The 25,066-nt window shown below is 73.3% G+C and carries 21 protein-coding genes; 10 read left to right on the top strand and 11 right to left on the bottom strand.

Going from position 1 to position 25,066, the window contains the following annotated elements; genetic code table 11:
* Positions 1 to 37: 37 nt before the first annotated feature.
* The 3 genes from prfB to pruA form a co-directional block, all read right to left on the bottom strand.
* A complete protein-coding gene (gene prfB, locus O7546_RS03535; protein ID WP_194798449.1) occupies positions 38 to 1,159 on the bottom strand; it encodes a peptide chain release factor 2 in 1,122 nt (373 codons plus the stop codon).
* Positions 1,160 to 1,204: 45 nt separating this feature from the next.
* A complete protein-coding gene (locus O7546_RS03530) occupies positions 1,205 to 1,720 on the bottom strand; it encodes a PadR family transcriptional regulator (RefSeq protein WP_013284223.1) in 516 nt (171 codons plus the stop codon).
* A 135-nt stretch (positions 1,721 to 1,855) separates the two neighbouring features.
* The gene (pruA, locus tag O7546_RS03525; RefSeq protein WP_281600441.1) at positions 1,856 to 3,484 is read right to left on the bottom strand and encodes an L-glutamate gamma-semialdehyde dehydrogenase; all 1,629 of its coding nucleotides are present in this window, start codon (positions 3,482 to 3,484) and stop codon (positions 1,856 to 1,858) included.
* Between the two features lie 926 nt (positions 3,485 to 4,410).
* Here pruA and O7546_RS03520 point away from each other — a divergent pair.
* Positions 4,411 to 5,556 carry a hypothetical protein gene (locus O7546_RS03520; protein ID WP_269698042.1) on the top strand — a complete coding sequence of 382 codons (1,146 nt, stop codon included), beginning with the start codon at positions 4,411 to 4,413 and terminating at the stop codon, positions 5,554 to 5,556.
* 10 nt (positions 5,557 to 5,566) lie between these two features.
* Here the strand turns inward: O7546_RS03520 and O7546_RS03515 are convergent, their stop codons facing one another.
* Positions 5,567 to 6,076: a hypothetical protein gene (locus tag O7546_RS03515; protein ID WP_281600440.1), complete on the bottom strand. Its 510-nt coding sequence runs from the start codon at positions 6,074 to 6,076 to the stop codon at positions 5,567 to 5,569.
* 197 nt (positions 6,077 to 6,273) lie between these two features.
* Between O7546_RS03515 and O7546_RS03510 the strand changes: the two genes are divergently transcribed.
* Positions 6,274 to 6,501, top strand: coding sequence for a helix-turn-helix domain-containing protein (locus tag O7546_RS03510; RefSeq protein WP_013474124.1), 228 nt, complete (start codon positions 6,274 to 6,276; stop codon positions 6,499 to 6,501).
* A 95-nt stretch (positions 6,502 to 6,596) separates the two neighbouring features.
* Positions 6,597 to 7,175 carry an Rv3235 family protein gene (locus tag O7546_RS03505; protein ID WP_281600439.1) on the top strand — a complete coding sequence of 193 codons (579 nt, stop codon included), beginning with the start codon at positions 6,597 to 6,599 and terminating at the stop codon, positions 7,173 to 7,175.
* Positions 7,176 to 7,642: 467 nt separating this feature from the next.
* Here the strand turns inward: O7546_RS03505 and secA are convergent, their stop codons facing one another.
* On the bottom strand, positions 7,643 to 10,543 hold the full coding sequence (gene secA, locus O7546_RS03500) for a preprotein translocase subunit SecA (RefSeq protein WP_194798453.1): 2,901 nt from the start codon (positions 10,541 to 10,543) through the stop codon (positions 7,643 to 7,645).
* A 169-nt stretch (positions 10,544 to 10,712) separates the two neighbouring features.
* Between secA and O7546_RS03495 the strand changes: the two genes are divergently transcribed.
* Both O7546_RS03495 and O7546_RS03490 read left to right on the top strand, forming a co-directional pair.
* Complete coding sequence (locus tag O7546_RS03495) at positions 10,713 to 11,870, top strand: GNAT family N-acetyltransferase (RefSeq protein WP_194798454.1); 1,158 nt, start codon at positions 10,713 to 10,715, stop codon at positions 11,868 to 11,870.
* On the top strand, positions 11,867 to 12,973 hold the full coding sequence (locus O7546_RS03490; RefSeq protein ID WP_194798455.1) for a GNAT family N-acetyltransferase: 1,107 nt from the start codon (positions 11,867 to 11,869) through the stop codon (positions 12,971 to 12,973). Before O7546_RS03495 ends, O7546_RS03490 begins: the two co-directional genes overlap by 4 nt.
* Before the next feature lie 41 nt (positions 12,974 to 13,014).
* Here the strand turns inward: O7546_RS03490 and raiA are convergent, their stop codons facing one another.
* The 5 genes from raiA to mtrA form a co-directional block, all read right to left on the bottom strand.
* Positions 13,015 to 13,659 (bottom strand): ribosome-associated translation inhibitor RaiA, encoded by a 645-nt coding sequence (gene raiA / locus O7546_RS03485; RefSeq protein WP_091418726.1) that lies wholly within the window; start codon positions 13,657 to 13,659, stop codon positions 13,015 to 13,017.
* 250 nt (positions 13,660 to 13,909) lie between these two features.
* Complete coding sequence (locus O7546_RS03480) at positions 13,910 to 14,614, bottom strand: phosphoribosyltransferase family protein (protein ID WP_194798457.1); 705 nt, start codon at positions 14,612 to 14,614, stop codon at positions 13,910 to 13,912.
* A gap of 7 nt (positions 14,615 to 14,621) precedes the next feature.
* Positions 14,622 to 16,421, bottom strand: a complete 1,800-nt coding sequence (locus O7546_RS03475) for an LpqB family beta-propeller domain-containing protein (protein ID WP_194798458.1) — start codon at positions 16,419 to 16,421, stop codon at positions 14,622 to 14,624.
* Positions 16,418 to 18,169, bottom strand: a complete 1,752-nt coding sequence (gene mtrB / locus O7546_RS03470) for an MtrAB system histidine kinase MtrB (RefSeq protein ID WP_194798459.1) — start codon at positions 18,167 to 18,169, stop codon at positions 16,418 to 16,420. Before mtrB ends, O7546_RS03475 begins: the two co-directional genes overlap by 4 nt.
* Before the next feature lie 13 nt (positions 18,170 to 18,182).
* Positions 18,183 to 18,872, bottom strand: coding sequence for an MtrAB system response regulator MtrA (gene mtrA, locus O7546_RS03465; protein WP_088969953.1), 690 nt, complete (start codon positions 18,870 to 18,872; stop codon positions 18,183 to 18,185).
* A 216-nt stretch (positions 18,873 to 19,088) separates the two neighbouring features.
* Here mtrA and O7546_RS03460 point away from each other — a divergent pair, with 216 nt between their 5' ends.
* From O7546_RS03460 to O7546_RS03440, 5 genes are read left to right on the top strand one after another with little or no spacing between them, the layout of a single operon-like run.
* Complete coding sequence (locus O7546_RS03460; protein WP_194798460.1) at positions 19,089 to 19,934, top strand: hypothetical protein; 846 nt, start codon at positions 19,089 to 19,091, stop codon at positions 19,932 to 19,934.
* Complete coding sequence (locus tag O7546_RS03455; protein WP_194798461.1) at positions 19,931 to 20,530, top strand: DUF4129 domain-containing protein; 600 nt, start codon at positions 19,931 to 19,933, stop codon at positions 20,528 to 20,530. Before O7546_RS03460 ends, O7546_RS03455 begins: the two co-directional genes overlap by 4 nt.
* Positions 20,527 to 21,825: a DUF4350 domain-containing protein gene (locus O7546_RS03450; protein WP_194798462.1), complete on the top strand. Its 1,299-nt coding sequence runs from the start codon at positions 20,527 to 20,529 to the stop codon at positions 21,823 to 21,825. The genes O7546_RS03455 and O7546_RS03450 overlap by 4 nt, the downstream gene beginning before the upstream one ends.
* Positions 21,822 to 22,799: a MoxR family ATPase gene (locus tag O7546_RS03445; RefSeq protein WP_194798463.1), complete on the top strand. Its 978-nt coding sequence runs from the start codon at positions 21,822 to 21,824 to the stop codon at positions 22,797 to 22,799. The genes O7546_RS03450 and O7546_RS03445 overlap by 4 nt, the downstream gene beginning before the upstream one ends.
* Entirely contained in the window at positions 22,796 to 24,106 is a 1,311-nt protein-coding gene (locus O7546_RS03440; protein WP_194798464.1) for a DUF58 domain-containing protein, read from the top strand. The genes O7546_RS03445 and O7546_RS03440 overlap by 4 nt, the downstream gene beginning before the upstream one ends.
* Here the strand turns inward: O7546_RS03440 and O7546_RS03435 are convergent.
* Positions 24,084 to 25,037, bottom strand: coding sequence for a stage II sporulation protein M (locus O7546_RS03435; RefSeq protein ID WP_194798465.1), 954 nt, complete (start codon positions 25,035 to 25,037; stop codon positions 24,084 to 24,086). The genes O7546_RS03440 and O7546_RS03435 overlap by 23 nt on opposite strands.
* Between the last annotated feature and the right edge of the window lie 29 nt (positions 25,038 to 25,066).

The raw sequence follows: 25,066 nt of genomic DNA, 5'->3' as shown, positions 1-25,066 counted from the left end.
CAGCCCGAGATCGATGACGCGCTGCGTCCAACCGTGATCACGCACTGTCAGCGCTGAGCTGCTGCTGCTTCCGCCAGCGGATTCCCGCCTCGATGAAGCTGTCCAGGTCACCGTCGAAGACCGAGGACGGATTGCCCGTCTCCTGTTCGGTACGCAGATCCTTCACCATCTGATACGGGTGCAGGACGTACGAGCGCATCTGGTCGCCCCAGGAGCTGGTGCTGCCGGTCTTCAGGCCGGCCAGCTTCTCCTCCTCCTCCTGCCGCTTGCGCTCCAGCAGCCGGGCCTGGAGCACCCGCATCGCGGAGGCCTTGTTCTGCAGCTGGGACTTCTCGTTCTGGCAGGTCACCACGATGCCGGTGGGGATGTGGGTCAGCCGCACCGCCGAGTCGGTGGTGTTGACGCTCTGCCCGCCCGGGCCGGACGACCGGTAGACGTCCACCCGGACCTCGTTCTCCGGGATGTCGATGTGGTCGGTCTGCTCGGTGACCGGCAGCACCTCGACCCCGGCGAAGCTGGTCTGCCGGCGGCCCTGGTTGTCGAACGGGCTGATCCGCACCAGCCGGTGCGTGCCGGACTCGACGCTGAGCGTGCCGTAGGCGTAGGGCACCTTCACCGTGAAGGTGGCCGACTTCAGGCCCGCCTCCTCGGCGTACGAGGTCTCGTAGACCTCGGTCGGGTAGCCGTGCCGCTCGGCCCAGCGCAGGTACATCCGCAGCAGCATCTCGGCGAAGTCGGCGGCGTCCACGCCACCGGCGCCGGCCCGGATCGCGACGAGCGCCTCCCGCGAGTCGTACTCGCCGGAGAGCAGCGTGCGGACCTCCATCTCCTGGATGGCCTTTGTGAGCCCGGTGATCTCCGACTCGACCTCGGTCAGCGCGCCCGGGTCGTCCTCCGCCTGGGCCAGCTCCAGCAGCACCCCGGCGTCGTCGAGCCGGGAGCGCAGGTCACCGAGCTTGGTGATCTCGCCGTTGACGTACGACAGCTGCGACGTCACCTGCTGCGCCTTGGCCTGGTCGTCCCAGAGGTCGGGGGCGGATGCCTCCTGCTCCAGCCGGGCCTTCTGCTCGCGCAGCTTGTCGAGGTCGAGCACAGCCTCGATGTTGCGCAGCGTGGCGTCGAGTTCCTTGAGCTGTTCGGCGTAATCGGCAGCGGTCACGACAGACAAGACTACTGCCTATCCTGGCCCGGCCGCCGCAGGTGGTCAGCCGACCGGCGCGGTCTTCAGCCAGGACAGCGCCGCCTTGTGGTAGGCGACGGCGAACTCCAGCGCGCTGGCGTCGTAGCTGTCGCCTTCCTTCTTTGCGTTCTTGACCTGCTCCCGCACCGCCGCCAGCGCCTCGGTGTGGTACTCGTTCGCCGTCGCGTACAGGTTCTTGAGCTGGCTCGACGAGTGCAGGTCACCGAACGCGATCCGTAGCGCTATCGGGTTACGGATGGTGTCCTTGCCGGGATTCTCCGCCAGCCAGCGGGAGAATGTCCGTTTCCCGGCCGCCGTCAGCGCGTACGGCTGGCTCATCCGCGGCCCGGGCTTGCCGAGACGCACCAGACCCTTCTCGGCCAGGACCGGCAGCTCCCGGTAGACCTGACTGCGGGTCATCGACCAGTACGGCGCCAGCCGGCGCTCAGCGGCGGCCATCAACTGGCCGCCAGTCATCGGGCCGTCGTGCAGCAGACCGAGCAGAGCTGCTGCCGTCGGGTTGACTCCGGATTCCGCCATGCCCTCTAAGCTGCCACTTTGTCGGCTCTGGCGTCCAGGATTTGCTCATTTCGGCACCCGATGACGGGTCCGATGTGCACTGTCGGATGAGGAAGAGGGCCCGCCCCGGCCGGGACGGGCCCTCCGGCGAGGGTCTCAGCCCATGTGCGGGTAGGCGTGATCGGTCGGCGGGACGAAGGTCTCCTTGATCGTCCGCGGCGACATCCAGCGGACCAGGTTGTGCCAGGAGCCCGCCTTGTCGTTGGTGCCGCTGGCCCGGGCGCCGCCGAACGGCTGCTGCCCGACCACCGCGCCGGTCGGCTTGTCGTTGATGTAGAAGTTGCCGGCGGCGTACCGCATCTTCTCCGCCACCTGGTCGACCACCCGGCGGTCGGTCGCGAAGATCGACCCGGTCAGCGCGTACGGCGCGATCGACTCGGCCTGGGTGACCACCTCGTCGAAGCGGGCGTCGTCGAAGACGTGTACGCCGAGGATCGGCCCGAAGTACTCGGTGGTGAACGTCTCGTGTGCGGCGTCGGAGCACTCGAACAGCGTCGGCCGGACGAAGTAGCCGACCGAGTCGTCGGCGGTGCCGCCGGCCAGGATGCGGCAGGAGTCGTCACCCTTGATCAGTTCCAGCGCGGCGGTGTGCCGGCCGAACGCCTTGTCGTCGATCACCGCGCCGCCGAAGTTGCTGAAATCGGTCACGTCGCCGTAGGTCAGCGAGTCGGCGGTGGCGGCGAGCCGGTCGCGCAGCCCACCCTCCCAGATCGACCGCGGGACGTACGCCCGGGAGGCGGCCGAGCACTTCTGGCCCTGGTACTCGTAGGCGCCCCGGATCAGCGCGGTGTGCAGCGCGTCCACGTCGGCGCTGGAGTGCGCGACCACGAAGTCCTTGCCGCCGGTCTCGCCGACCAGCCGGGGGTAGCCCCGGTAGCGGGCGATGTTGTCGCCGACGGTCTTCCACAGGTGCTGGAACACCTTTGTCGAGCCGGTGAAGTGGATGCCGGCGAGGTCCGGGTCGGCCAGCGCCACCTCGGAGACCTCCTCGCCGCGCCCGGTGACCATGTTGATCACACCGGGCGGCAGGCCGGCGGCCTCAAACAGGCGCATGGTGAAGTGCGCCGCGAACTGCTGCGTCGGGGACGGCTTCCAGACCACCGTGTTGCCGAGCATGGCCGGCGCGGACGGCAGGTTGCCGGCGATCGCGGTGAAGTTGAACGGGGTGATCGCGTAGACGAACCCCTCCAGCGGCCGGTGGTCGAGGCGGTTCCAGACCCCGGGCGAGGACAGCGGCTGCTCGGCCAGGAGCCGCCGGGCGAAGTGCACGTTGAACCGGAGGAAGTCGATCAGCTCGCACGCCGAGTCGATCTCGGCCTGGACGGCGGTCTTGGACTGGCCGAGCATGGTGGCCGCGTTGAGCGTGTCCCGCCAGGGGCCGGCGAGCAGGTCGGCGGCGCGCAGGAAGATGGCGGCCCGCTCCTCGAACGGCAGCGCACGCCACATCGGAGCGGCGTCCTTGGCAGCCTTCACCGCGGCGCGGGCGTCGTCGTGGGTGGAGTGCCCGGTGACGCCGAGGACGTGCGCGTGCTTGTGCGGCTGCACCACGTCGATCGACGCGCCGCCGGCCATCCGGCGCTCGCCGGCGATCGTCATCGGCAGCTCGATCCGCTCGGCGGCCAGTTCGGCCAGCCGCCGCTGGAGCCGTTCCCGGTCGGCGCTGCCGGGCTCGTAGTTGTGTACCGGCTCGTTGAGCGGCTCGGGTACGGAGAACACGGCGTCCATCACAGGCTCCTGGCGATCTCGACGGCGACGGCGAAACCGGACCCGCTGGCGCCGGCCGGCGGCCGGACGCCGGACACCGCGGGGTCAGCGGCGGCGGGACCTGGCCCGATTCTGTCACGAGACGCCCCCGCAGGCCGCGCCTCCCCGGTACACCGGACGGCCCGGCCGTCTCCGGACCTTCGGCCGCCGCCCACCCACATCCGACGAAACATCGGATCACAACCCATTTGATCGACGATTCATTGGCGCTTACTCAACCGTTGATCCACTCCATCTCGGGGAAGCGGCGGTATCCGAGCCCACGGGATACCACCACATCGGCGTACTGCAGCCGATCAACGCTCGGGCGACACGTCGGGAACGCGATCACCGCCCAGCAGGCTGCCGAGGCGGCCATCTGTGCGCGGTTGGCGGACGAGGGTAAGCGCGCCTGCACAGGACCGTCCAAGGATCGGCCGACACCTGCCCGTTCGAACAGCGGCGGCACAGGACCAGCCCGAGGATCGGTCAGCGCCAGCCCACCCGAACAGCGGCCGCACAATGAACCGCCCCGAAGATCGGCAGGAACAGCCGTGCGAGCGGCACCCGCAATACGACCGCGCGAGCAGTGCCCGCCACACGACACCGTGCCGCCGATGGAGCAGGAAGGCAACCATCCGCAGGCCGCGCCGCCTGACCTTCCACCCGGCCCCGCCTCAGGTTCCCGGGCACCGCGCCTCGCGGTTATCGGACACTGATCCACTCCACCTCGGGGAAACGGCGGTATCCGAGCCCTTCGGATGCCACCACATCGGCGTACTGCAGTCGATCAAGGCGCAGACGGCACACGGCCCGCCCGAGGAGTGGTGATGCGCCGCGTACGCTGGATGACCGGTGACCTGCCCGGCCCGGCGCGGGGACATCCGGCGACCGTCGAAGGGAAGACGATGAGCAACCAGCCCGGCAGCTCCACGGCCGCGGAGACGGATCAGCCCGAGGCCGTCGGGCCGACCACGGGCGACGGGGCCACCGTCGAGACGTCCTCCGTCAAGGCGTCCCCCGTCAAGGCGTCCTCCGGAGAGACACCGTTGGCCGAGGCACCGGCGGGAGAGACACCGGCGAGCGAGGCTCCGACGGGCGAGGACGCAGTCGGACCCGCGCATGGGGACGAGGGCACTGTCACCGGCGGACGGCCGGAGTTCGCGCCGGGCGCGGTCGTGCTCGCCCTGCTCTCGGTCGGGTGGCTGGCCGCCATGCTCTGGTCCACCCGCGAGGCGATCCACTCCACGGCGGCCGGCGTCACCGCGATCAGCCTCTCCGCGTACGCGCTGCCAGGCGTCATCACCGCCGCGCTGGTCACCGGCGCCACAATGGCCCTGCTCGCGACGAACCGGCTGGGCCGCGCCACGCTGCGCTTCCTGACCGCCGTCGGCACCGGCCTCCTGGTCGGGCTCGTCACCGCGGTGGCGATCAACCTGACGTACGCGGACAACGCCACCACGAACACCATCGCCGGCACCGCGGCGGCGGCAGCGATCATCGGCGGGGCGACGGCCGGCGCGCGCCAGGCCCGGGTGGTGGGGGCGATCACGCTCGCCACGCTCACCGCGCAGATCTTCGTGGTGCTGTTCAGCCGCGTCCGCGATCCGCTCTCCGACCTGTTCGGCGCCGGGGAGACCCAGCAGTCGGTGCTCGACGCCGCGAAGTGGGTCTCGCGTACCGAATCGCTGCTCGCCGGGCTGCTGGCCGGCCTGGCCGCGTACCTCTATCTGACCTGGTCCCGGCGCCGGGCGGAACGCCGCGACGGCGCGGCGTCGCCGCTGCGCTGGCCGGCCTACCTGGTGGCCGGGGCGGGCGCGGGCCTGCTCCTGCTGCTCACCGAGGTGATCATCCGGGTCGGCGGCCGTGGGCTGCTCGACCTGGCCGCCGCGCTCAGCGAGGCCGACGAGGTGGCGCAGACCGCGCTGGGCACCTCGCGGGTCGACAACGGGATCTGGGTGCTCTTCGTCGGCGCGCTGACCACGCTCATCGTCTTCGGGCGCACGCTCGGGCCGCGCCCGGTGGACGACGACGAGGACGAGCCCGCGGCCTGAACCGGCCCGGTCAGCCCGCCTCGCGCAGGAGCAGGTCCAGCTCGGTCACGTCGTACCACTCCAGTTCGTGGTCCTCGGTGCCGTCGACGGTGAACTGGGCGTCCGGGTCGCCGGCTTGGGCCTCCACCACCACGTCGACGGCGGCTGCCACGTCCTCGACCGCGTCCGCGCCGTCCACGTGCAGCGCGGCGACCGACTTCACCGGCACCGGCCCGGCCGGCCGGACCACGCTCGACCCCAGCTCACCGCCGACCCGGTCGACCGCACGGGCCGGCAGGTCGGCCGAGACCACCACCCGTCGCCGGGGCGCGGCGGGGTCGTGCCGGAGCAGGAGCAGCGCGTCCTGAGCGGCCCGGGTGAAGGCCACGTACTCCAGCTCCTCCTCGTCGCCCTCGGCGTACCACTCACGCAGCTCCGGGGTCACGGCGTGCGCCGCCTCGGCGCTCAGCCCCTCCTCCCGCAGCCGGGCGAGCATGGGAACGGTCGCCGGCAGGTACACCCGGACAAGCTCGTCGGTCACCGGTCACTCCCACACTCAGGCCGATCGTCGGCGGACGCCGACTCCGGGCGCCGATCATGCCGTACGCCGAGACCGTCATACACCCGGCACCGGCGCGGGTGAAGTCTCCCGCCGGTGTGTCTCCCGAACGGGAGCGCGGCGATGTCACCTGGTGATGGCAAACTGAAGCAAACGCAACCAACCCCGGGAGTCACACCGTGGAGTCGAGGTTCCTGCTGCTGTCCGACGTCGCCGCCGAGCTGAACGTGTCGGACTCGCAGGTCTACCACATGGTCCGCAGCGGCGAACTGCCCGCGATCAAGATCGGTGGCCGGGGTCAGTGGCGGGTCGAGCGCGCCCGGCTGGAGGAATACATCGAGCGCAAGTACGCCGAGACGGCCGAATGGGTACGCGGCAACCCGCTCGGCGAGCGCGACGAGGAGTGACCGCCCGGGGACCGCCTGCCATTGACGGCGGTCGTCCGCGTCCGGGAAGATAAGAGCCTGTCGGAGGCAAACGAAGGCAAACGCAAGGATTCGAGATGGTCGACACCCGCCGTCCCAGCGCACCCCGCCCGCCGGTCCGTCTCCGGCCCGCCCCGCCGCTCGACCCGCCGTGCACCGACGAGGAACCGCTCTGGAGTCCCGTCGGTCAGCTCACGCTCGACCTGGCCGACCTGCGCCGCCGTTCCGCCGCACGCCCCGCCGGCCGCGCCCCCGACCCGGCACCCGCCTGGCCCCGCTGGTCCGGTGCGCAGGCGTCAGCCCTCACCTCCGCCACACCCGAGGGAGCGCGGGCCGCGCACCTGTTCGTGCGCACCTTCCTGGAGATCGTCAACGGCTTCCGGCCGCCCGGCCAGCTCCGGCCGCTCTGCGTGCCCGAGTCGGCCGGCCCGGTGGCCGCCGAGCTGACCCGTGCGGCCCGCCGGGTGACACCGGCCCGCCGCCGTACCGCCCGGCCGGCCCTGCTCCTGCGGCGCCTGCGGGTCTGCGAGCCCCGCGCGGGTGCGGTCGAGGCCACCGCCGTGTTCGCCGGCGCCGGCGGCGCGAGCTGGGCCGTCGCGATACGCCTGGAACGCCGCCGAGGCACCTGGTTGTGCCTCGTCCTCGACGTCCTCTGAGCGGGGCCATCGCCTCCCCGACCCGGTTCGCCGCGCCGCGGCCATCCGCGCCGATCTGCGAGCGGGCGCAGCCAACCAGCTCCCAGCTCCCAGCTCCCAGCTCCCAGCTCCCAGCTCCCAGCTCCCAGCTCCCAGCGGAGATCTTGGTACCAAACGGCCCTCATAGGGGCCCTTTCCTACCAAGATCTCCACCGCTCCCACCAGCCGGAACGCCAATCTCGCCTAACGGGAGGCTCGCCGCAGCAACCCGGCGAACGAGGCTCTCCGGCCCACGCCCGCGCCTCCACCGACGCCGATCTTGCACTTTCCGCCCCCCGATACCGGCATGAATCGGGCACAACGAGGGCCGAAACTGCAAGATCGCGGGGCGGGTAGGGCGGGCGCGGGGCGGGTAGGGCGGGCGGGGACGGGGACGGGGACGGGCCCCGGCCTTGGTGGCCGGGGCCCGTCGGGGCGCGTGTTCGGGGTCAGTTGCCGCCGTTGGGCGAGCCGTGGCAGCGCTTGTACTTGCGGCCGGAGCCACACGGGCAGGGCGCGTTCCGGGACGGGCCCTCGCCGCCGTCGACCTGACCGGGAGCGGCCCGCCGGGCGGTGCTGGCGGCCACAGCCTGGCCGCTCGCACCGGCCGGAGCACGGCGCGGCGTGGTGGCGGCCGGGCGCTCCGAGGACTGCTGGCCGATGCCGAGCGCCGGCGCCTGCTGCTCGGGCCGCTCGATCACCGGAGCGCCCCGGCCGGCCTCGCCGTCCACGGCGGGCGCCGAGTATTGCAGGCCCTGCTGCTGCGGCGCGCGGTTGAGACCCTTGGCCCGGATCTCCACCGGCTTGTCCAGCAGCTGCACCTCCTCGGCCTCCGGCTCCGCCTCCTCGACCTGGACGTCCAGGTTGTAGAGGAAGCCGACCGTCTCCTCCTTGATGCCGTCCATCATGGAGGCGAACATGTCGAAGCCCTCGCGCTGGTACTCGATGACCGGGTCGCGCTGGGCGTACGCCCGCAGGCTGATGCCCTCCTGGAGGTAGTCCATCTCGTAGAGGTGCTCGCGCCACTTACGGTCGATCACCTGAAGCAGGACCATGCGCTCGAGCTGGCGGACCGCCTCCTCGCCGAGGTTCTCCTCGCGCCTGTCGTACGCGGCGTGCGCGTCCTCCTTGAGGCGGGCGAGCAGGAAGTCCTGGTCGATGCCGGAGCGGGAACCGACCTCCTCCTCCAGCTCCTCGATGGTGATCCCCACCGGGTAGAGCTGCTTCAGGCTCGACCAGAGCTGGTCGAGGTCCCAGTCCTCGGCGTAGCCGTCGCTCGTCGCGCCGACCACGTACGCGGTCACCACGTCGTCGATCATGTTGCGAACCTGGTCGGACAGGTCCTCGCCGTTGAGCACCCGGAGGCGCTCGGCGTAGATCACCTGGCGCTGCTTGTTCAGCACCTCGTCGTACTTGAGGACGTTCTTGCGGATCTCGGCGTTCTGGCCCTCGATCTGGGCCTGGGCGCTCCTGATCTGGCGGGTGACCATCTTCGACTCGATGGGCACGTCCTCCGGGATGTTGAAGCGGTCCATCACCGCCTCGACCGCGCCGGCCCGGAAGCGCTTCATCAGCTCGTCCTGGAGCGACAGGTAGAAGCGGGACTCGCCCGGGTCACCCTGCCGGCCGGCGCGACCGCGGAGCTGGTTGTCGATCCGGCGGGACTCGTGCCGCTCGGTGCCCAGCACGTAGAGCCCACCGGCGGCGGCCACCTCCTCCGCCTCGACGTCGCACGCCTGCTTCCAGGTCGGGAGGATCTCCTCCATCGCCTTGGCGTACTCCTCCGGCTGCTCGACCGGGTCGAGCCCGCGCTGGCGCAGCTCGTTCGCGGCGAGGAACTCGGGGTTGCCGCCGAGCAGGATGTCCGTACCGCGGCCGGCCATGTTCGTCGCGACGGTGACCGCGCCCTTGCGCCCGGCCTGCGCGACGATCTCCGCTTCCTTGGCGTGGAACTTCGCGTTCAGCACCGAGTGCGGGATGCCGCGGCGGCGCAGCATGTGCGACAGGATCTCGGAGTTCTCCACCGAGACGGTGCCGACCAGCACCGGCTGGCCCTGCTCGTGCCGCTCGGCGATGTCCTCGACGACGGCGTTGAACTTGGCCTTCTCGGTCTTGTAGATGACGTCGGGCCGGTCGAGCCGGACCATCGGCCGGTGCGTCGGGATGGTCACGACACCGACCTTGTAGACCTTGTTGAACTCGCCCGCCTCGGTCTGGGCGGTACCGGTCATGCCGGAGAGCTTCTCGTAGAGGCGGAAGTAGTTCTGGAGGGTGATGGTGGCCAGGGTCTGGTTCTCCTGCTTGATCTCCACCCCCTCCTTGGCCTCGATCGCCTGGTGCATGCCCTCGTTGTAGCGGCGGCCGTGCAGGATGCGGCCGGTGAACTCGTCGACGATCAGGACCTCACCGTCGTTGACGATGTAGTCCTTGTCGCGCTTGTAGAGCTCCTTGGCCTTGATCGCGTTGTTCAGGTAGCCGACCAGCGGGGTGTTCACCGACTCGTAGAGGTTGTCGATGCCCAGGCGGTCCTCCACCTTGGCCACGCCGCGCTCGGTGATGGCGATGGTGCGCTTGGCGTAGTCGACCTCGTAGTCGCCCTCGCCGTCGGTGCCGGGCTGGAGCCGGGCCACCACCGTGGCGAACTCCTGGTACCACCGGGCGGAGTGCTCGGCCGGACCGGAGATGATCAGCGGGGTACGCGCCTCGTCGATCAGGATCGAGTCGACCTCGTCGACCACGGCGAAGAAGTGGCCGCGCTGGACCAGTTCGTCCTTCGACCAGGCCATGTTGTCGCGCAGGTAGTCGAAGCCGAACTCGTTGTTGGTGCCGTAGGTGACGTCGCACTCGTAGGCCGCGCGGTGCTCGCTGGCGGGCCGGTTCGGCAGCACCACGCCGACGCGCAGGCCGAGGAACTCGTGGACGCGGCCCATCCAGGCGGCGTCGCGCTCGGCCAGGTAGTCGTTCACCGTGATCACGTGCACGCCCTTGCCGGCGAGCGCGTTCAGGTAGACCGGCATGACCGAGGTGAGCGTCTTTCCCTCACCGGTCTTCATCTCGGCGATGTTGCCGAAGTGCAGCGCCGCGCCACCCATCACCTGGACGTCGTAGGGGCGCTGGCCGAGGACCCGCGAGGCGGCCTCGCGGCACACCGCGAACGCCTCGGGCAGCAGGTCGTCGAGGGTCTCGCCATCCTCGAGCCGCTCCTTGAACTGCTCGGTCATGCCGCTCAGCTCGTCGTCGCTGAGGTTGACGTAGTCGTCCTCGATCGAGTTTACGGCGGCAGCGATGGCCTTCAGCCGACGCACCATGCGGCCCTCGCCGGCGCGAAGGAACTTTTCCAGAATCGACACGGATCAACGCTCCCCTAGACGGTCTCGAACCATCGTAGGCGCTCCGAGGCGACGATGGTCACTGGTGGCGGCGGTCCGGGCTCCGGAACCCGACATAACGCCGCGACCGTGCGCCACCGGCCGCTAATCGGGTTACGCCGTGCGCGAACGATCCGGCACGATGGCTCGAATGGAGCCTGTGGAGATCATCGAGGACGGCCTGCTGCTGCGCCCGTGGCGCGCGGAGGACGCCGACGCGGTGCACCGTGCCTGCCAGGATCCGGACATCCAGCGCTGGACCACCGTACCTCGCCCGTACCTGCCGGAGCACGCGACGGAGTACGTCACCACGATCAGCGCCACCGCCTGGGCCGGGGGCACCGCTGCGCTCTTCGCGGTCTGCGACGCCGGCACCGGTGAGCTGCTCGCCTCGTTCGGCCTGGTCTCCGTCGACCGCGCGCGGGACTCGGCCGAGGTGGGCTACTGGACCGCGCCGTGGGCCCGGGGCCGGGGCGTCGCGGTCCGCGCCACCCGCGCGCTCGCCCGCTGGGCGTTCGACGCGCTCAAGCTGCGCCGGCTCACCTGGCAGGCCGAGATCGGCAACCACGCCTCCCGGCTGGTCGCGTTGCGCGCCGGCTTCCGGATCGAGGGTGAGCTGCGACTGGCCGACCCCAGCCCCGGCGGCCGGACCGAGGGCTGGATCGGCTCGCTGCTCCCCGGCGAGGTCGCCGCCGCCGGCGACCCGGTCCCCTACGGCCCGGACACGCTCCAGGCCCGCCGCGCGGCGGTCTTCGGCCGGCCGCAGCCGGTCCTGTTCGCCACCGCCGGCGACACCGAGCTGCGGCTGCGCGCGCTGGAGGAACGCGACCTGGCCGCGGTGACCCGCACCTGTCAGGACGAGCAGACGATCCGCTGGACCACGGTGCCGCACCCGTACCGGCCGGAGCACGCCGAGGGCTTCCTGCGCGACCTGGTGCGCCCGGCCTGGGCGCGGGGCACAGCGGTGACGTTCGCCGTGGCCGACCCGGACGACGAGTACGTCGCCTCGATCGACCTGCGCCTGCTGCCGAACGACCCGCTGGTGGCCGACGTGGGCTACATGACAGCGCCGCACGCGCGCGGCCGGGGCTACCTGCCGGCCGCGCTCGCCGCGGTGTGCACCTGGGGCTTCACCACGCTCGGCCTGGCCCGGATCGAGTGGCGGGCGAACGTGGGCAACACCGCCTCGCGGCGGGCCGCCGAGAAGGCCGGCTTCACCGTCGAGGGCACGCTGCGCGGCGGCGTCCAGCACCGCGGCGAGCGGCAGGACGTCTGGATCGGCGGCCTGCTGCCGGGCGACCTGGCGTGACCCCGGAGACGATCGAGGGGCACGGCGTACGGCTGCGGCCGTGCCACCTCGCGGACGTACCGGACATGGTGGCCGGGTGCACCGACCCGGAGATCCGCCGGTTCATGCCCCTGCTGCCCGACCCCTACGACGAAGACGCCGCCCGCTGGTGGATCGACGAGGGCGCGCCCGCGGCGTGGGCAGCCGGCGGGGCCGCGTACACGATCGCCGACCCGGCCACCGACCGGCTGCTCGGCAGCATCGGGCTGACCCGGCTCAGCGCGGAGCGGTCGACGTACGAGATCGGTTACTGGGTGGGAGCGGCGGCGCGCGGCCGGGGCGTGGCCACCGCCGCCACCCGGCTGCTGACCGGGCGGGCGTTCGCCGCCGGCGCGGCCCGGCTGGAGCTGCTCACCCGGACGGAGAACGTGGCGAGCCAGCGCATCGCCCTGGCCTGTGGTTACCGGCACGAGGGCGTACGCCGGGCGGCCGGCGCGGACGGCGACGGCGTACGTCAGGATCTGATCGCCTGGGTGCGGCTGGCCGACGACCCGCCCGGGCCGGTCGCCCGCCTCCTGCCGGACCTGCCGGACGGCCGGCTCACCGACGGCGTGGTGACGCTGCGCCCGGTGGAGCCGGCGGACACTGACGCGCTGTACCGGCTGCACTCGCTGCCGGAGGTGGTGGCGAACCGGGTGCCGCCGGTGGCGCCGGAGCGGGCGGCGCTCGCGCGCCGCTGCCGGCTGGCGGCGAGCCGCTGGCTCGCGGGCGAGGCCGCCGACCTGGCGATCCTCGACGCGGCCACCGGCGCCGTCGTCGGTGGGTGCGCGCTGTTCTACGACGAGCCGGCCACCGGGCAGGCCATGCTCGGCTACAGCCTGCTGCCCGAGGCGCGCGGGCGCGGGCTGGCGGCCCGGACGGTACGGCTGGTCGCCGGGTGGGCGTTCGGCGTCGGGGTGGCCCGGCTGTGGGCCGGCACCCGGCCGGACAACATCGCCTCGCAGCGGGTGCTGGAACGGGCCGGCTTCCGGCGGGAGGGGCTGTTGCGGGGCCGGCTGCCCGGCCCGGACGGCGTCCGTGTCGACTCGGTGGTCTACGGCCGGCTCGCCACCGACGAGAACTGAGGACGGGCCCCGCGCGGGGCCCGTCCTGACCGGTCAAGGGGTCACGTGTCGAGCTGGATGATCCCGTAGTCGTACGCGTGCCGCCGGTAGACCACGCTCGGGCGGCCGGACTCCTTGTCCTGGAACAGGTAGAAGTCGTGACCGACCAGTTCCATCTGGAACAGCGCGTCGTCGACGGTCATCGGTTCGGCGGGGTGGACCTTCGCCCGGGCGATGTGCCACGGCTGGTCGTCGGGTTCGGTGTAGCCGCTCTCGTCGGGGCGCTCGGCGACCGCGGTGGCGGTGCCGTGGCCGTCGAGCGCCGCCAGGCCGGGACCGTCGAGGTCGGCCACTGGCAGGCCGGCGGTCGCGGCGGCCACGGAGATCGGCGCGTGCCGCCCGCGGTGTACCCGGCGACGGTCCGCCGCGCGGCGGAATCGCGTGTCCAGCTTGGCGATGGCGGCGTCGAGCGCGCTGTAGAAGTCGTTCGTGCAGGCCTCGGCCCGGATCACCGGGCCGCGCGTCACGCACGTGATCTCCACCCGCTGGCAGGTGTCCGCCTGGCGTGGATTGCGCTCGTGGAACAACTCGACGTCCACGCGAATGAGCTTCTGGTCGTAGCGTTCGATCTTCGCGAGCTTCTCGGCTACGTGCACCCGGTAATGGTCCGGCACTTCGACGTTACGGCCCTTGACCACGATGTCCACGTGACCTCCCTTGTTCGGACGGTCGTTCGGTCCGGATCAGATCCGGTCGACGCGCCGGGAGGGCCCCGCTCGGCGTCGACCGGTGTTGTTCGGCTACGCCTCCTTCCAGTGCCGGGGGAAGGTTTGACCCTCACTACCCCCGACACCGAAACGCTAACTCCTGTACGGCCACCCGTCACCCCTGGTTGCCGAAGGCGGTCGCGAAATTTAACAGCTCATACACCAAGGGGTGAAACGGATACACGAAGCGTCACCGACGGTGCCGCTTTTGCGTTGCGGCGAGCACGGCCGCGGCCTTTGGCGTCATTCCCGCGCGGTGCAACATCCGGCTCACCGCCGCGAGCGTGGCGCCGGTGGTGACGATGTCGTCGAGCAGCACGACGGTCTCCCCCGGCCGCTGTCCGGCCGGCGGGCGGCGCAACCGGAACGCCGCCTCGGCGGCGGCGGCCCGTCCGGCGCTGTCCAGTGCCACCGAGTCGGTCCGGGGCAGTGCCCGCAGCGGGCGCAGCACGCGTACCGGCCAGCCGGCCGCGCGCAGGCGGGCCGCGGCCGGGCGGACCAGCCGGTCCAGGTGGTCGCCGTAGCGGGCCCGGGCCGCGCGGGCGGTGTCGGGCACCGCCACCAGCGTCACCGGGCCGGGCGGCCCCGCGGCCGCCGCGACCACCTCGGCCAGCAGCGCGCCAAGCGGCCGGGCCAGCCCGTGCCGGCCGCGTTCCTTGTACGCCAGCAGCCCTTCGCGCAGCGCGCCGCCGTACGGGCCGAGCGCGACGCAGGGCGGCAGGCCGGGCGGGGCCGGATCGGGCCTCGTCGGGGCGGGACGCAGCGACTCCAGCTCCCGTACGCAGCCGCCGCAGAAGCCGTGCCGCAGCCGTACCGAGCCCGCGCCGCAGCCGGCGCACCCGGCGGGCAGCACCAGGTCGGTCAGGTCCGACCAGAGCCCGCCCAGGTCACGCACGCGCGGCTCAGTAGAGGAAGAACGGCGCGGTCGGGTTGGTCGCCCGGCTGCCGGCCGGAACGTCGAGCACCTGCTCCCGCTTGACGTAGTCGAACGGGTTGTTCCGCCAGGCCGCGCCGTCCGTCTCGAACATGAACGAGAACGCGGCCAGGCCGCGGTCGCCGCCGCCCGGATATCCGGCGAGCTGGGTCACCGGGGCGCCGATCTCCACCGTCAGCGGGGTCTCCCAGGCGCCGTCCACGCTGACCTGGTGGATCGCCGAGCGCCGGTCCGCCTCGTTGCCGGCCAGCGCCAGCTCGTTCTCCGCCACCCAGTCCACCACCGTCACGCCGGTGAGCAGCGTGGTGACCCGGCGGAGCTGTCCGAGGCTGGCCCCGCCACCGTCGGCGCTCACCGCGGCGACGAAGACCGCGCCGCCGGAGACCAGCGCGATCCGGTGCCCGTCGAGGGAACCGGCGACCGCCGTCACCGGCCCGGGGACGGACAGCGGGATCTCGCTCATCCGGCCCGTGCCGTCGAACCGGTAGAGCCGCCCGTCGGCCGCCACCAGACCCGCCGGGCGGGTCTTGTTCAGCGAGCGCAGCCAGGTGGGACGGCTCATCGCCCGGAACGTCCGGTCGCTGGGGCTGAGTGTCGCGACCGGTTCCGGGCCGGTGCCCACCTTGAGCCGCCTGCGGTTGTCCGCCCCGGTCACCACGAGTGCGGCGAGCACCTGGTCGTCGGCGCGGGCGAGTGACGCGGACACCACGTTGCGGTTCTCTGCGGGCGGCAGCGGCGCGGCGGCCCGCGACTCGGTGCCGAACGCCAGGGGACGGACGGCGCCGTCGTAGACGGCGTACCGCATCGGGTCGCCGCCCCGGGGATAGGCGGCGGTCGAGACCCGCTCCCGCCGCAGGTCGACGGTGAGCCGCTTCTGGTTCTGGATCTTCAGGTCGACCTGGCCGTCCAGGTCCGACAGCGACCACGCCAGCTGGGTGCCGAGCCGGGTCAGCCGCTGCTCGTTGGCGCCCGGCATGTTGAGGTTGATCTCCCAGTGGCCGTCCGTGCCGGTCGCGTTGTTGATCAGCTGGGTGCCGTCGGGCAGCCCGGTCACGGCGGGGGACAGCCAGTCCGACGGGCGGTCGGCCAGCCACTTCATCACCTCGGTGATCCGGCGCTCGGTCGGCGCCGACGAGGGCAGGTAGCGCTGGTCCGGCACCAGCCGGGTCAGGTCGGGGTTCCAGAAGTAGACGGTGCGGGGGCGGTAGTACTCGCGCACCGCAGAGTCGCTGACCAGCAGCATGTTCGGCAGCTCGGTGATCAGCAGGCCGGTGCCGGCCGGCTCGGCCCGGCGCAGCTCGAAGACGTACTGCGTCTCGCTGGCCACCGGCGGGCCGAGCGTGCCGTCGGCGCGCAGCACGCCCACCTGCTGCACCTTGAGCGTCACGGTGCTGGTGCCCTGGTTGTTCGGCGGCGTGCTCTCCGGCTTCTCCCGCAGCCGCACCACCGTCAGCTCGATCTCGCTGGTCTGCGGCTTGCCGGAAAGCAGGTCGCGGGCCTCCGCGGCGAGGAACTTGCGGGCCCGGGCGTACGCCTGGTCGCGTTCCCCGGCCGCGGCGGCCCGCAGGTAGTTCTCCACGAACGGCACCGGCTCGCTGCTGTCCGCCGGTTCGGGCGGCCGGGCCGGGCTGCCGTTGAGCACCCCGGACTCGGCGGCCGGCGCCGAGCCGTCCACCTGCACGTCGGTCTCGTCCGGGATGCCGCATCCGGCGAGCGCGGCCGGCAGCAGCGCGCCGGTCAGCAGCAGGGTCAGGACGCGGCGCCTCACGGCCGCGCCTCCGCGTGGTCGCCACCGGCGGCCGGTCCGGCGGTGAGCGCGGCGACGCCGCCGCCTGGCCCGATGGCGGACAGCTCGCCGTCGCGGGGGCCGCCGAACGGCACCGTGGCGTCGGCCGGCACCAGCCGCAGCGGGCTGGTGGTGAGCCGGTCCCCGGCCCGGGCCGGCAAGGTGAGCCGGAACTGCGCGCCCTGCCCGGGCGCGCCCCACGCCTCCAGCCAGCCGCCGTGCAGGCGGGCGTCCTCCAGGCTGATCGACAGGCCCAGCCCGGTGCCGCCGGTCTGCCGGGCGCGCGACGGATCGGCCCGCCAGAAGCGGTTGAACACCAGCTTCTCCTCCCCCGGCTTGAGGCCGACTCCGTGGTCCCGCACGGTGATCGCCACCGCGCTCCGGTCCTGACCCAGGGTGATCCGTACCGGCTTGGCCTCGCCGTGCTCGACCGCGTTGCCGACCAGGTTGCGCAGCACCCGCTCGACGCGGCGCGGGTCGACCTCGGCGATCACCGGAGTGTCCGGCAGGTCCAGCTCGATGGTCACCCCGACCCGCTCGGCCAGCCCGGCCAGCCGCTCGGTGACCCGGTGCACCACCGGCACCAGGTCGGTCGGCTCGCTGTCCAGCACCGCGAAACCGGCGTCGAACCGGCTGATCTCCAGCAGGTCGGTGAGCAGTTCCTCGAACCGGTCCAGCTCGGCCTGGAGCAGCTCGGCGCTGCGGGCCACCGCCGGGTCGAACTCGTCGCGCTCGGCGAAGATCAGGTCGGCGGCCATCCGGACCGTGGTCAGCGGCGTCCGCAGTTCGTGCGAGACGTCGGAGGTGAACCGGCGTTGCAGCCGGGACATCTCCTCCAGCCGGAGGATCTGCCGTTGCAGGTTCGTCGCCATCTGGTTGAACGAGGCCGCCAGCAGCGCGAGGTCGTCCTCGCCGGAGACCACCATGCGCTGGTCCAGCAGGCCGGCGGAGAGCCGCTGCGCGGTGCGCGCTGCCACCCGTACCGGCGTCACCACCAGGCGGGTGACAAGGGCGGCCAGCAGGCCGAGCAGCAGCACCAGCGCCACGCCGGTGGCGACCACCGTGGCGCGGGCGTCGGCCGCCGTCGCGTCCTGCCGGGCCAGCGGTACGAGGTAGTAGAGCTCGACCTGCCCGAACTTGGTCGGCACCGGGGAGCCGTAGACCAGGTATTTCGTCCGCTCGCCGCCGAGCGAGCCGGTACGGATCTGGTGCGCGACCTTGCCCGAGGCGACAGTGGCCCGCAACTCGTCGCCGATCACCGTGTCCACCGGCACGTCGGGCGTGGTCCGCGGCTCGATGAACTCGGCGAAGTTGTCGGCGGTGATCGCCACCACCACGCCGCTGGTCTGGGTGGGGTCGCCACCGGCCAGGTAGTTGACGGTGCCGTCGATGGTGTTCTGGAGCTGCGCCTCCTGCGGCTGGCTGTAGAGGTTGAACTGCTTGGCCGCGTACTCGCTGCCGTTGCTCAACCGCAGCCGCACGTCGGTCTCGGCGTTCTCCAGCAGGATGCTGGTGATCTTGTCGGCGATCAGATAGGCGAAACCGCCCACAAGCAGACTCGACGCCACAAGCGTGATGGTGACCACACGGACCTGGAGCGACCGCCGCCACGCCTGGTGCACGGCTGCCACCAGCCGGGCGACGCGGCCGGTCAGGGCGAGCCAGAGCGCCCGCACGGCGGAGAGCCGGCGGGGCGCGGGGGTCGGCGACTCGGGCAGCGAGGTCAGCACAGTGCTGACCAGGCTATCCGGTACCCGCCTTGTAGCCCACGCCCCGCACGGTCAGGATGATTTCGGGTCGCTCCGGATCCGGCTCGATCTTGGCGCGCAGCCGCTGCACGTGCACGTTGACCAGGCGGGTGTCCGCCGCGTGGCGGTAACCCCAGACCTGCTCCAGCAGCACCTCGCGGGTGAACACCTGACGCGGCTTGCGGGCGAGCGCGACCAGCAGATCGAACTCCAGCGGCGTCAGCTTCACCTCCTCGCCGTCACGGCTGACCGTGTGGGCCGGCACGTCGATGGTGATCTGGTTGCCGGGCGGGCCGATGGTCAGCATCTCCGGCGCCACGTCCTCGCCCCGGCGCAGCCGGGCCCGCATCCGGGCCACCAGCTCCTTGGGCTTGAACGGCTTCACCACGTAGTCGTCGGCGCCGGACTCCAGCCCGAGCACCACGTCGACGGTGTCGCTCTTGGCGGTCAGCATCACGATCGGCACGCCGGACTCGCCCCGGATGGCGCGGGCCACGTCGATGCCGCTCATGCCCGGCAGCATCAGGTCGAGCAGGACGATGTCGGGTCGGCTGTCGCGGAAGGCGGCCAACGCCCGTTCGCCGTCCGCGACGAAGGACGGCACGAAGCCCTCGCTGCGCAGCACGATGCCGAGCATCTCGGCGAGGGCGGGGTCGTCGTCGACCACGAGTACCCGGGCTCTCATGGGGTTTATCGTTCCATCCCCGTTCGTCTGGAGTGTTCGGCGTCTCCACGGCACCGTAGCGCCGGGCGGCCCCGCGCACCACAGCAAGTCGGCGTGGCCGCCCAGCGTGGCGCGCCGGAGCGGACGGGTCCACCGGATGCGGACCCGCCGTGCAACCATGATCCCCCGGGCGTCGCCCCGCCCGCCACCTCCGCTCGCCCCCGCCCAGGAGTACGCGTGCCCGACGCCGGCCCGACCGCGGTGCTGCCGCGCCGTCCGCTGACCGTCGGCGAGCTGCTCGACGCAGCAGTGCTGCTGCTGCGCGACCAGGCCCGGGTGCTCGTGCCGCTCGCCCTGCTGCTCGCCCTCGCCGAACAGGCGGTGCTCCACCCGCTGCGCATGCTCGCCGAGACCGAACCGCCGTACTGGTGGCCGGTGGAGTTCGGCGACACCCTCCCGGAGTACTGGCTGCTGCTGGCGGCCGGCGCGGGCACCGAGGCGGCGATCGTCGCGCTGCTCGGCGCCCCGGCGGCGCGCGGCGCCGGGGCAGCGCTGCTGGGGCGCCGTCCGCGGCCGGCCGAGTTGCTGCGCGGCGCCCGGCTCGGCGTGGCGCTGCCGGCCGCCGTCCTGGTCGGGCTGACCGTCACGGCCGCCGCTCTGACCGGGCCGGGCTGGTTCCCGGCGTACGCGCTGCTCGGCCTGGTGGTGCCGGTGCTGGTGCTGGACGGGGTGCCGGCGCACCTGGCGCCCTGGCGGGCGGTACGCCTGGCCGGCCGGGTCAGCGCCCGGGGCGCCGCGATCCGGCTGCTGGGCTACCTCGGCTGGTGGCTGATCCGGCTCGGCATCGGGCTGGGCGTATACCAGGGTCTCGGCATGCTGGGCCTGTTCGACGTGTCGGTCTGGGCGCTGCCGTTGACGGTCGCCGCCTTCACCGCTGTCAACGCGCTCGCGTACCCGGCGCTCGCCTGCCTGGACGCGGTGCTGCACCTGGAGACCCGGGTCCGCACCGAAGGGCTGGACATCCGGCTGTCCCGCGCGCCGGCCGGCGTGCCCGAGCCCGTCCTGCTGGCGGCACACCGGTGAGCCGGTGGTGGACCGAGACGGTGGCGGCCCTCGGTGACGTGGTGCCGCTGCCACTGGCCGCGCTGATCCTGCTGGCGGTCGCGCTGCTGGTGGCGCTGGCCTGGCACTTCTTCCCGGCCTGGGTGCCACGCCGGCTGCCCCGGTTCACGCTGCCCCGGCTGCGGCGCCCCCGCCTGCCCCGGCTGCGGCTGCCCCGGTTCCGGCGGCGGCGTGTCCGCCGGCCGCGCACCGATCCGCCGGCCGTCCGCCTGCCCGCGCCCCGGCTGCCGGAACCGGCGGCGGCCGGTCCCGGGCCGGCCGACCGGCTGGCGGCCGAGGGCCGGTACGCCGAGGCGGTCCGGGAACGGCTGCGCGAGATGGTCCGGCTCCTGGTCGTCCGGCAGGTGGTGGAACCCCGCCCCGGGCTCACCGTCGTGGAGCTGACCGAGGCGGCGGCCCGCACCCGGCCGCAGGTCGGGCCGACGCTGCACGCGGCCGGAGCGATCTTCTCCGACCTCTGGTACGCCCAGCGTCCCGCCACCGCCGCGCACGACCGGCGGATGCGTGAACTCGCCACCGACCTGAGTCGCGAGCTGACCGGGGAGGAGCCGCGGTGACCGCCACAGCCGTACCGGAGACCGCGACGGCGGCCGCCGTTGCGTCGCGTCGGCGGCCGTACCGGTTGCTCGTCCCGCTCGGGCTCGCCGTGCTGCTGATCGTGACCACGCTCGTGCTGCACGCGATCGACCGGCCCGACGCCGACGAGCCGGGCTTCCTGTCCCCGGTCGCCACCGACGACGACGGCGCCAGCAGGCTCGCGGAGGCGCTGCGCGCCCAGGGCGTGCCGGTGCGCCGGGAGACGGACCTGACGGCGGCGCTGCGTACCGCCGGGGCCGAGCCGAGCACGCTGTTCGTGCCCGCGCCCGCTCTGGTGCACCCCGACCGGCTCGACGAGCTGACCACCCTGCCGCCGGGTAGCCGGCTGGTGCTGGTCGAGCCGTCCCGGCGGGTGCTCGCCGAACTGGACACTCCGGTCGTGCCGGCCGGCGGGCGCTGGGCCGCCCGGGCGGTGCCGCCGGACGCCGACGGCACGCCGTGCCGGCTGCCCGAGGCGGTACGGGCCGGCACCGCCGCGATCGACCTGCAGCGCTATGACGGGCCGGCCGAGGTCGACCACTGCTACGGCGGCGCGCTGCTGCGCGTCCCCGGCCGGGTCGAGGTGGTGCTGGCCGGCGCGAGCGACCCGTTCCGCAACGACCGGATCGGCGAGTGGGGCAACGAGGCCCTCGCCACCGGCCTGCTCGGCGGCGGACGCCCGCTGGTCTGGCTCGACCTGCCCGAGCCGGTGCCGGCCCCGACCGGCCCGAGCTGGTCCCCGGATCCGGTCACCGACCGGCCCGCACCGGCCGGCAGCGGCCGGTCGGAGCGGCCCGATCCGCCCGACCGCGCCGACCCGCCGCGGGAGAACCCGCTCTGGGGTGCCTTCCCGCTCTGGTTCTGGGCCCTCCTGGTGCAGCTCGCCCTGGCCGGCCTGCTCGTGGTGCTGTGGCGGGCCCGCCGGCTCGGGCCGCCGGTGTCGGAGCCGCTGCCGGTCACCGTCCGGTCCGCCGAGACGGTACGCGGCCGGGCGCGGCTCTACCGCCGGGCGGGCGCCCGGGACACCGTCGCCGCGACGCTGCGCGCCGCCGCCCTGGACCGGCTCGTGACCCGGCTCAACCTGCCCCCGGACACGCCCGACGACGAGGTGGCCGCCCGGGTCGCCGAGCGCGTCGGCGCCGACCCGGAACGGATGGCCGACCTGCTCTACGGCCCCGCCCCGGAGAAGGACCGCGAGCTGCTGGAGCTGGCCCGCGACCTGGACGCCCTGACCCGTACCCTGGCCCCGCATCCGAGCGAAGGAGACACCCGGTGACCGGACCCGTCACGACCACCGCACCGTCCGGCGCCCGCGCCGCCCTGCACCGGCTGCGTGCCGAGGTGGCGAAGGCCGTCGTCGGGCAGGACGCCGTGGTCACCGGCCTGGTGATCGCGTTGCTCTGCCGGGGGCACGTGCTGCTGGAGGGCGTACCGGGGGTGGCCAAGACGCTGCTGGTCCGGACGCTTGCCGCCGCGCTCGACCTGGACGCCAAGCGGGTGCAGTTCACCCCCGACCTGATGCCCGGCGACGTCACCGGCTCGCTGATCTTCGACCAGCGCACCGCCGCGTTCACGTTCCGGGAGGGGCCGGTCTTCACCAACCTGCTGCTCGCCGACGAGATCAACCGGACCCCGCCGAAGACGCAGTCGGCGCTGCTGGAGGTGATGGAGGAGCGACAGGTGTCCGTCGAGGGCGAGCGCCGTCCGCTGCCCGACCCGTTCATCGTCGTGGCCACCCAGAACCCGGTCGAGTACGAGGGCACCTACCCGCTGCCCGAGGCGCAGCTCGACCGCTTCCTGCTCAAGCTGACGGTGCCGCTGCCGGAGCGCGAGGAGGAACTGGGCGTGCTGCGCGCACACCACGCCGGTTTCGACCCGCGCGACCTGCGTGCCGCCGGCGTACGCCCGGTCGCGGGTTCCGCGGACCTGGCCGCCGCCCGCGCGGAGGTGCGGGGGGTGCACGTGGCCGAGCCGGTGCTCGGCTACATCGTGGACCTGTGCCGGGGCACCCGGGCCGCCCCGGCGCTGGAGCTGGGCGCGTCCCCGCGTGGTGCCACCGCGCTGCTGAACGCGGCCAAGGCGTGGTCCTGGCTGGCCGGCCGCGACCACGTCACCCCGGACGACGTCAAGGCGGTCGCCCGCCCGACGCTGCGGCACCGGCTGCGCCCGCGCCCGGAGGTGGAACTGGAGGGCGTCACAGCGGACGCCGTGCTGGACTCGGTGCTGGCCACCGTGCCGACCCCGCGATGACCTGGCGGGCGGGTCTGCTGCTCGGCGTGGGCGCGCTGACCCTGCCGGCCTGGCCGGCGCCGTTCCTCGGCGTCGCCGTACTGACCGCGGCGGTGCTGCTGCTGGTGCTGCTCGACCGGGCGATGGCGGTGCCGCCGGACGCGCTCACGGTGACCCGCTCCGGGGAGCGGACGGTCCGCCTCGGTGGCACCGCGACCGTCACGCTGCACCTGGCCAACCCGACCGCACGCACGCTCTACGCCCAGGTACGCGACGCGTGGGTGCCGTCGGCCGGGGCGCGCCCGGACGTGCCGCCGGACCGCCTGCTCACCGTGCCGCCCGGTGGCGCCGCCACGCTGCCGGTCCGGCTCACCCCGACCCGGCGCGGCGACCGCCCGGCGGTGGCGCTGACCGTACGGTCGCTCGGGCCGATGCGCCTGGGCGCGAGGCAGCACGCCGAGCAGCCCGCGACGCCGCAGTGGACGCTGCGGGTGCTGCCCCGCTTCGACTCCCGCCGGCACCTGCCGGAGAAGCTGTCCCGGCTGCGGGTCATCGACGGCGTGCAGGTGACCCGGGGGCGCGGCCACGGCACCGAGTTCGACACGTTGCGCGAGTACGCGGTGGGCGACGACGTCCGCTCGATCGACTGGCGGGGCAGCGCCCGCCGCGCCGACGTGCTGGTGCGCACCTGGCGCCCGGAACGGGACCGGCGCCTGGTCTGCGTCCTGGACACCGGCCGCACGTCGGCGGTACGCCTCGGTGACGAGCCCCGGCTGGACACCGCCATCGACGCGGCGCTGCTGCTCACCGCGCTGGCCGCCCGCGCCGGTGACCGGGTGGACCTGCTGGCGGCGGACACCGAGATCCGGGCCCGGGTGACCGGCAGCGGCCGCGCGGCACTGCTCGCCCGGCTGGTCGACGCGGTGGCGCCGTTGCAGCCCGCGCTGGTCGAGACCGACTTCGAGCTGATCGCCGCCGAGGTGCTGCGCCGGGAGCGGCAGCGCAGCCTGGTGGTGCTGTTCACCGCGCTGGAGGCGGGCGCGATCGGCGACGGGCTGCTGCCGGTGCTGCCCCGGCTGGCCACCCGGCACCGGGTGGTGCTCGCCGCGGCCGGCGACCCGGTGCTGACCGGGCTCGCCACCGCCACCCCGACCGGCCCGGACGACCCGTACGCGGCCGCGTCGGCGTGGCGGGCGCTGGCCGAGCGGGACCGGGTACGCGCCGCCCTGTCGCGCTACGGCGTGACGGTGGTGGACGTGCCGGGGCACCGGCTCGCCCCGGCCGTCGCCGACACCTATCTGCGGCTCAAGTCCCTCGGCCGGCTCTGACCGCGCGCCGGCCGAGCACCAGCGCGTACGCCAGGAAGGCCAGCCACACCGCGGCGCCCGCTGCCACCCGCAGCGGGATCGGCACCGGCGCCGGGGTCACGAACGCCTCGATCACCGCGGAGACGGCGAAGACGCCGACCAGGCCGGCCGCGACCACGGCGGCGAGCCGTCCCGCCTCGGCGAGAGCCCGGCCGCGTCCGAGGTGCGCGGGCGGGGCGATCCAGGCCCACGCGGTCCGCAGGCCGACCCCGGCGGCGACGAAGATGCCGGTCAGCTCCAGCAGCCCGTGCGGGGTGATCATGCCGAAGAAGACGTCGGCCCGCCCGTAGGCGATCATCACGCCGCCGACCACGCCGATGTTCAGCGCGTTCTGCCACAGCAGCCAGAACACCGGCACCACGAGCACACCGGCGGCCAGGCACTGGGCGGCCAACCAGGCGTTGTGCGTCCACAGGCGGAACGCGAACGTGGGCGCGGAGAACTCGGAGTAGTAGCCGGCGAAACCGGAGTCGACGAGCTGCCGGGCCTCCTCGTCGCCGACGAACGCGGCGGCGGTGTCGGGGTTGCCGGCGACGAACCAGATGAGGAAGACGCTCAGCACGCTGAACGCGGTGGCCACGCCGCACCACCACGGCCACGCCCGGTAGAGCGCGGCGGGCAGGTCGGCGGCCAGGAACCGGCCCACCGCCGCCCACGACGGCCGGGGCCGGCCGGTGACCCGGGCGCGGGCCGCGAGGACCAGGTGGGACAGCCGGTTCACCAGCGCCGGTTCGGGCGCCCGGGCACGCAGCGCGGAGAGGTGCGTGGCGCTGCGCTGGTAGAGCGCCACCAGCTCGTCGACCTCTGCCGCGTCGAGCCGACGCCGCCCGGTCAGGTGTTCCAGCCGCCGCCATTCGGCGCCGTGCTCGGCCACGTACGCGTCGAGATCCACTCACCCTCCCCCGTTCGGCGTCCATGGTG

The organism is Micromonospora sp. WMMA1976, assembly GCF_027497335.1.
Taxonomy (GTDB): domain Bacteria; phylum Actinomycetota; class Actinomycetes; order Mycobacteriales; family Micromonosporaceae; genus Micromonospora; species Micromonospora aurantiaca.
The sequence above is the reverse complement of the archived record's forward strand: the minus strand, read 5'-3'. Positions and strand labels throughout refer to the sequence as shown.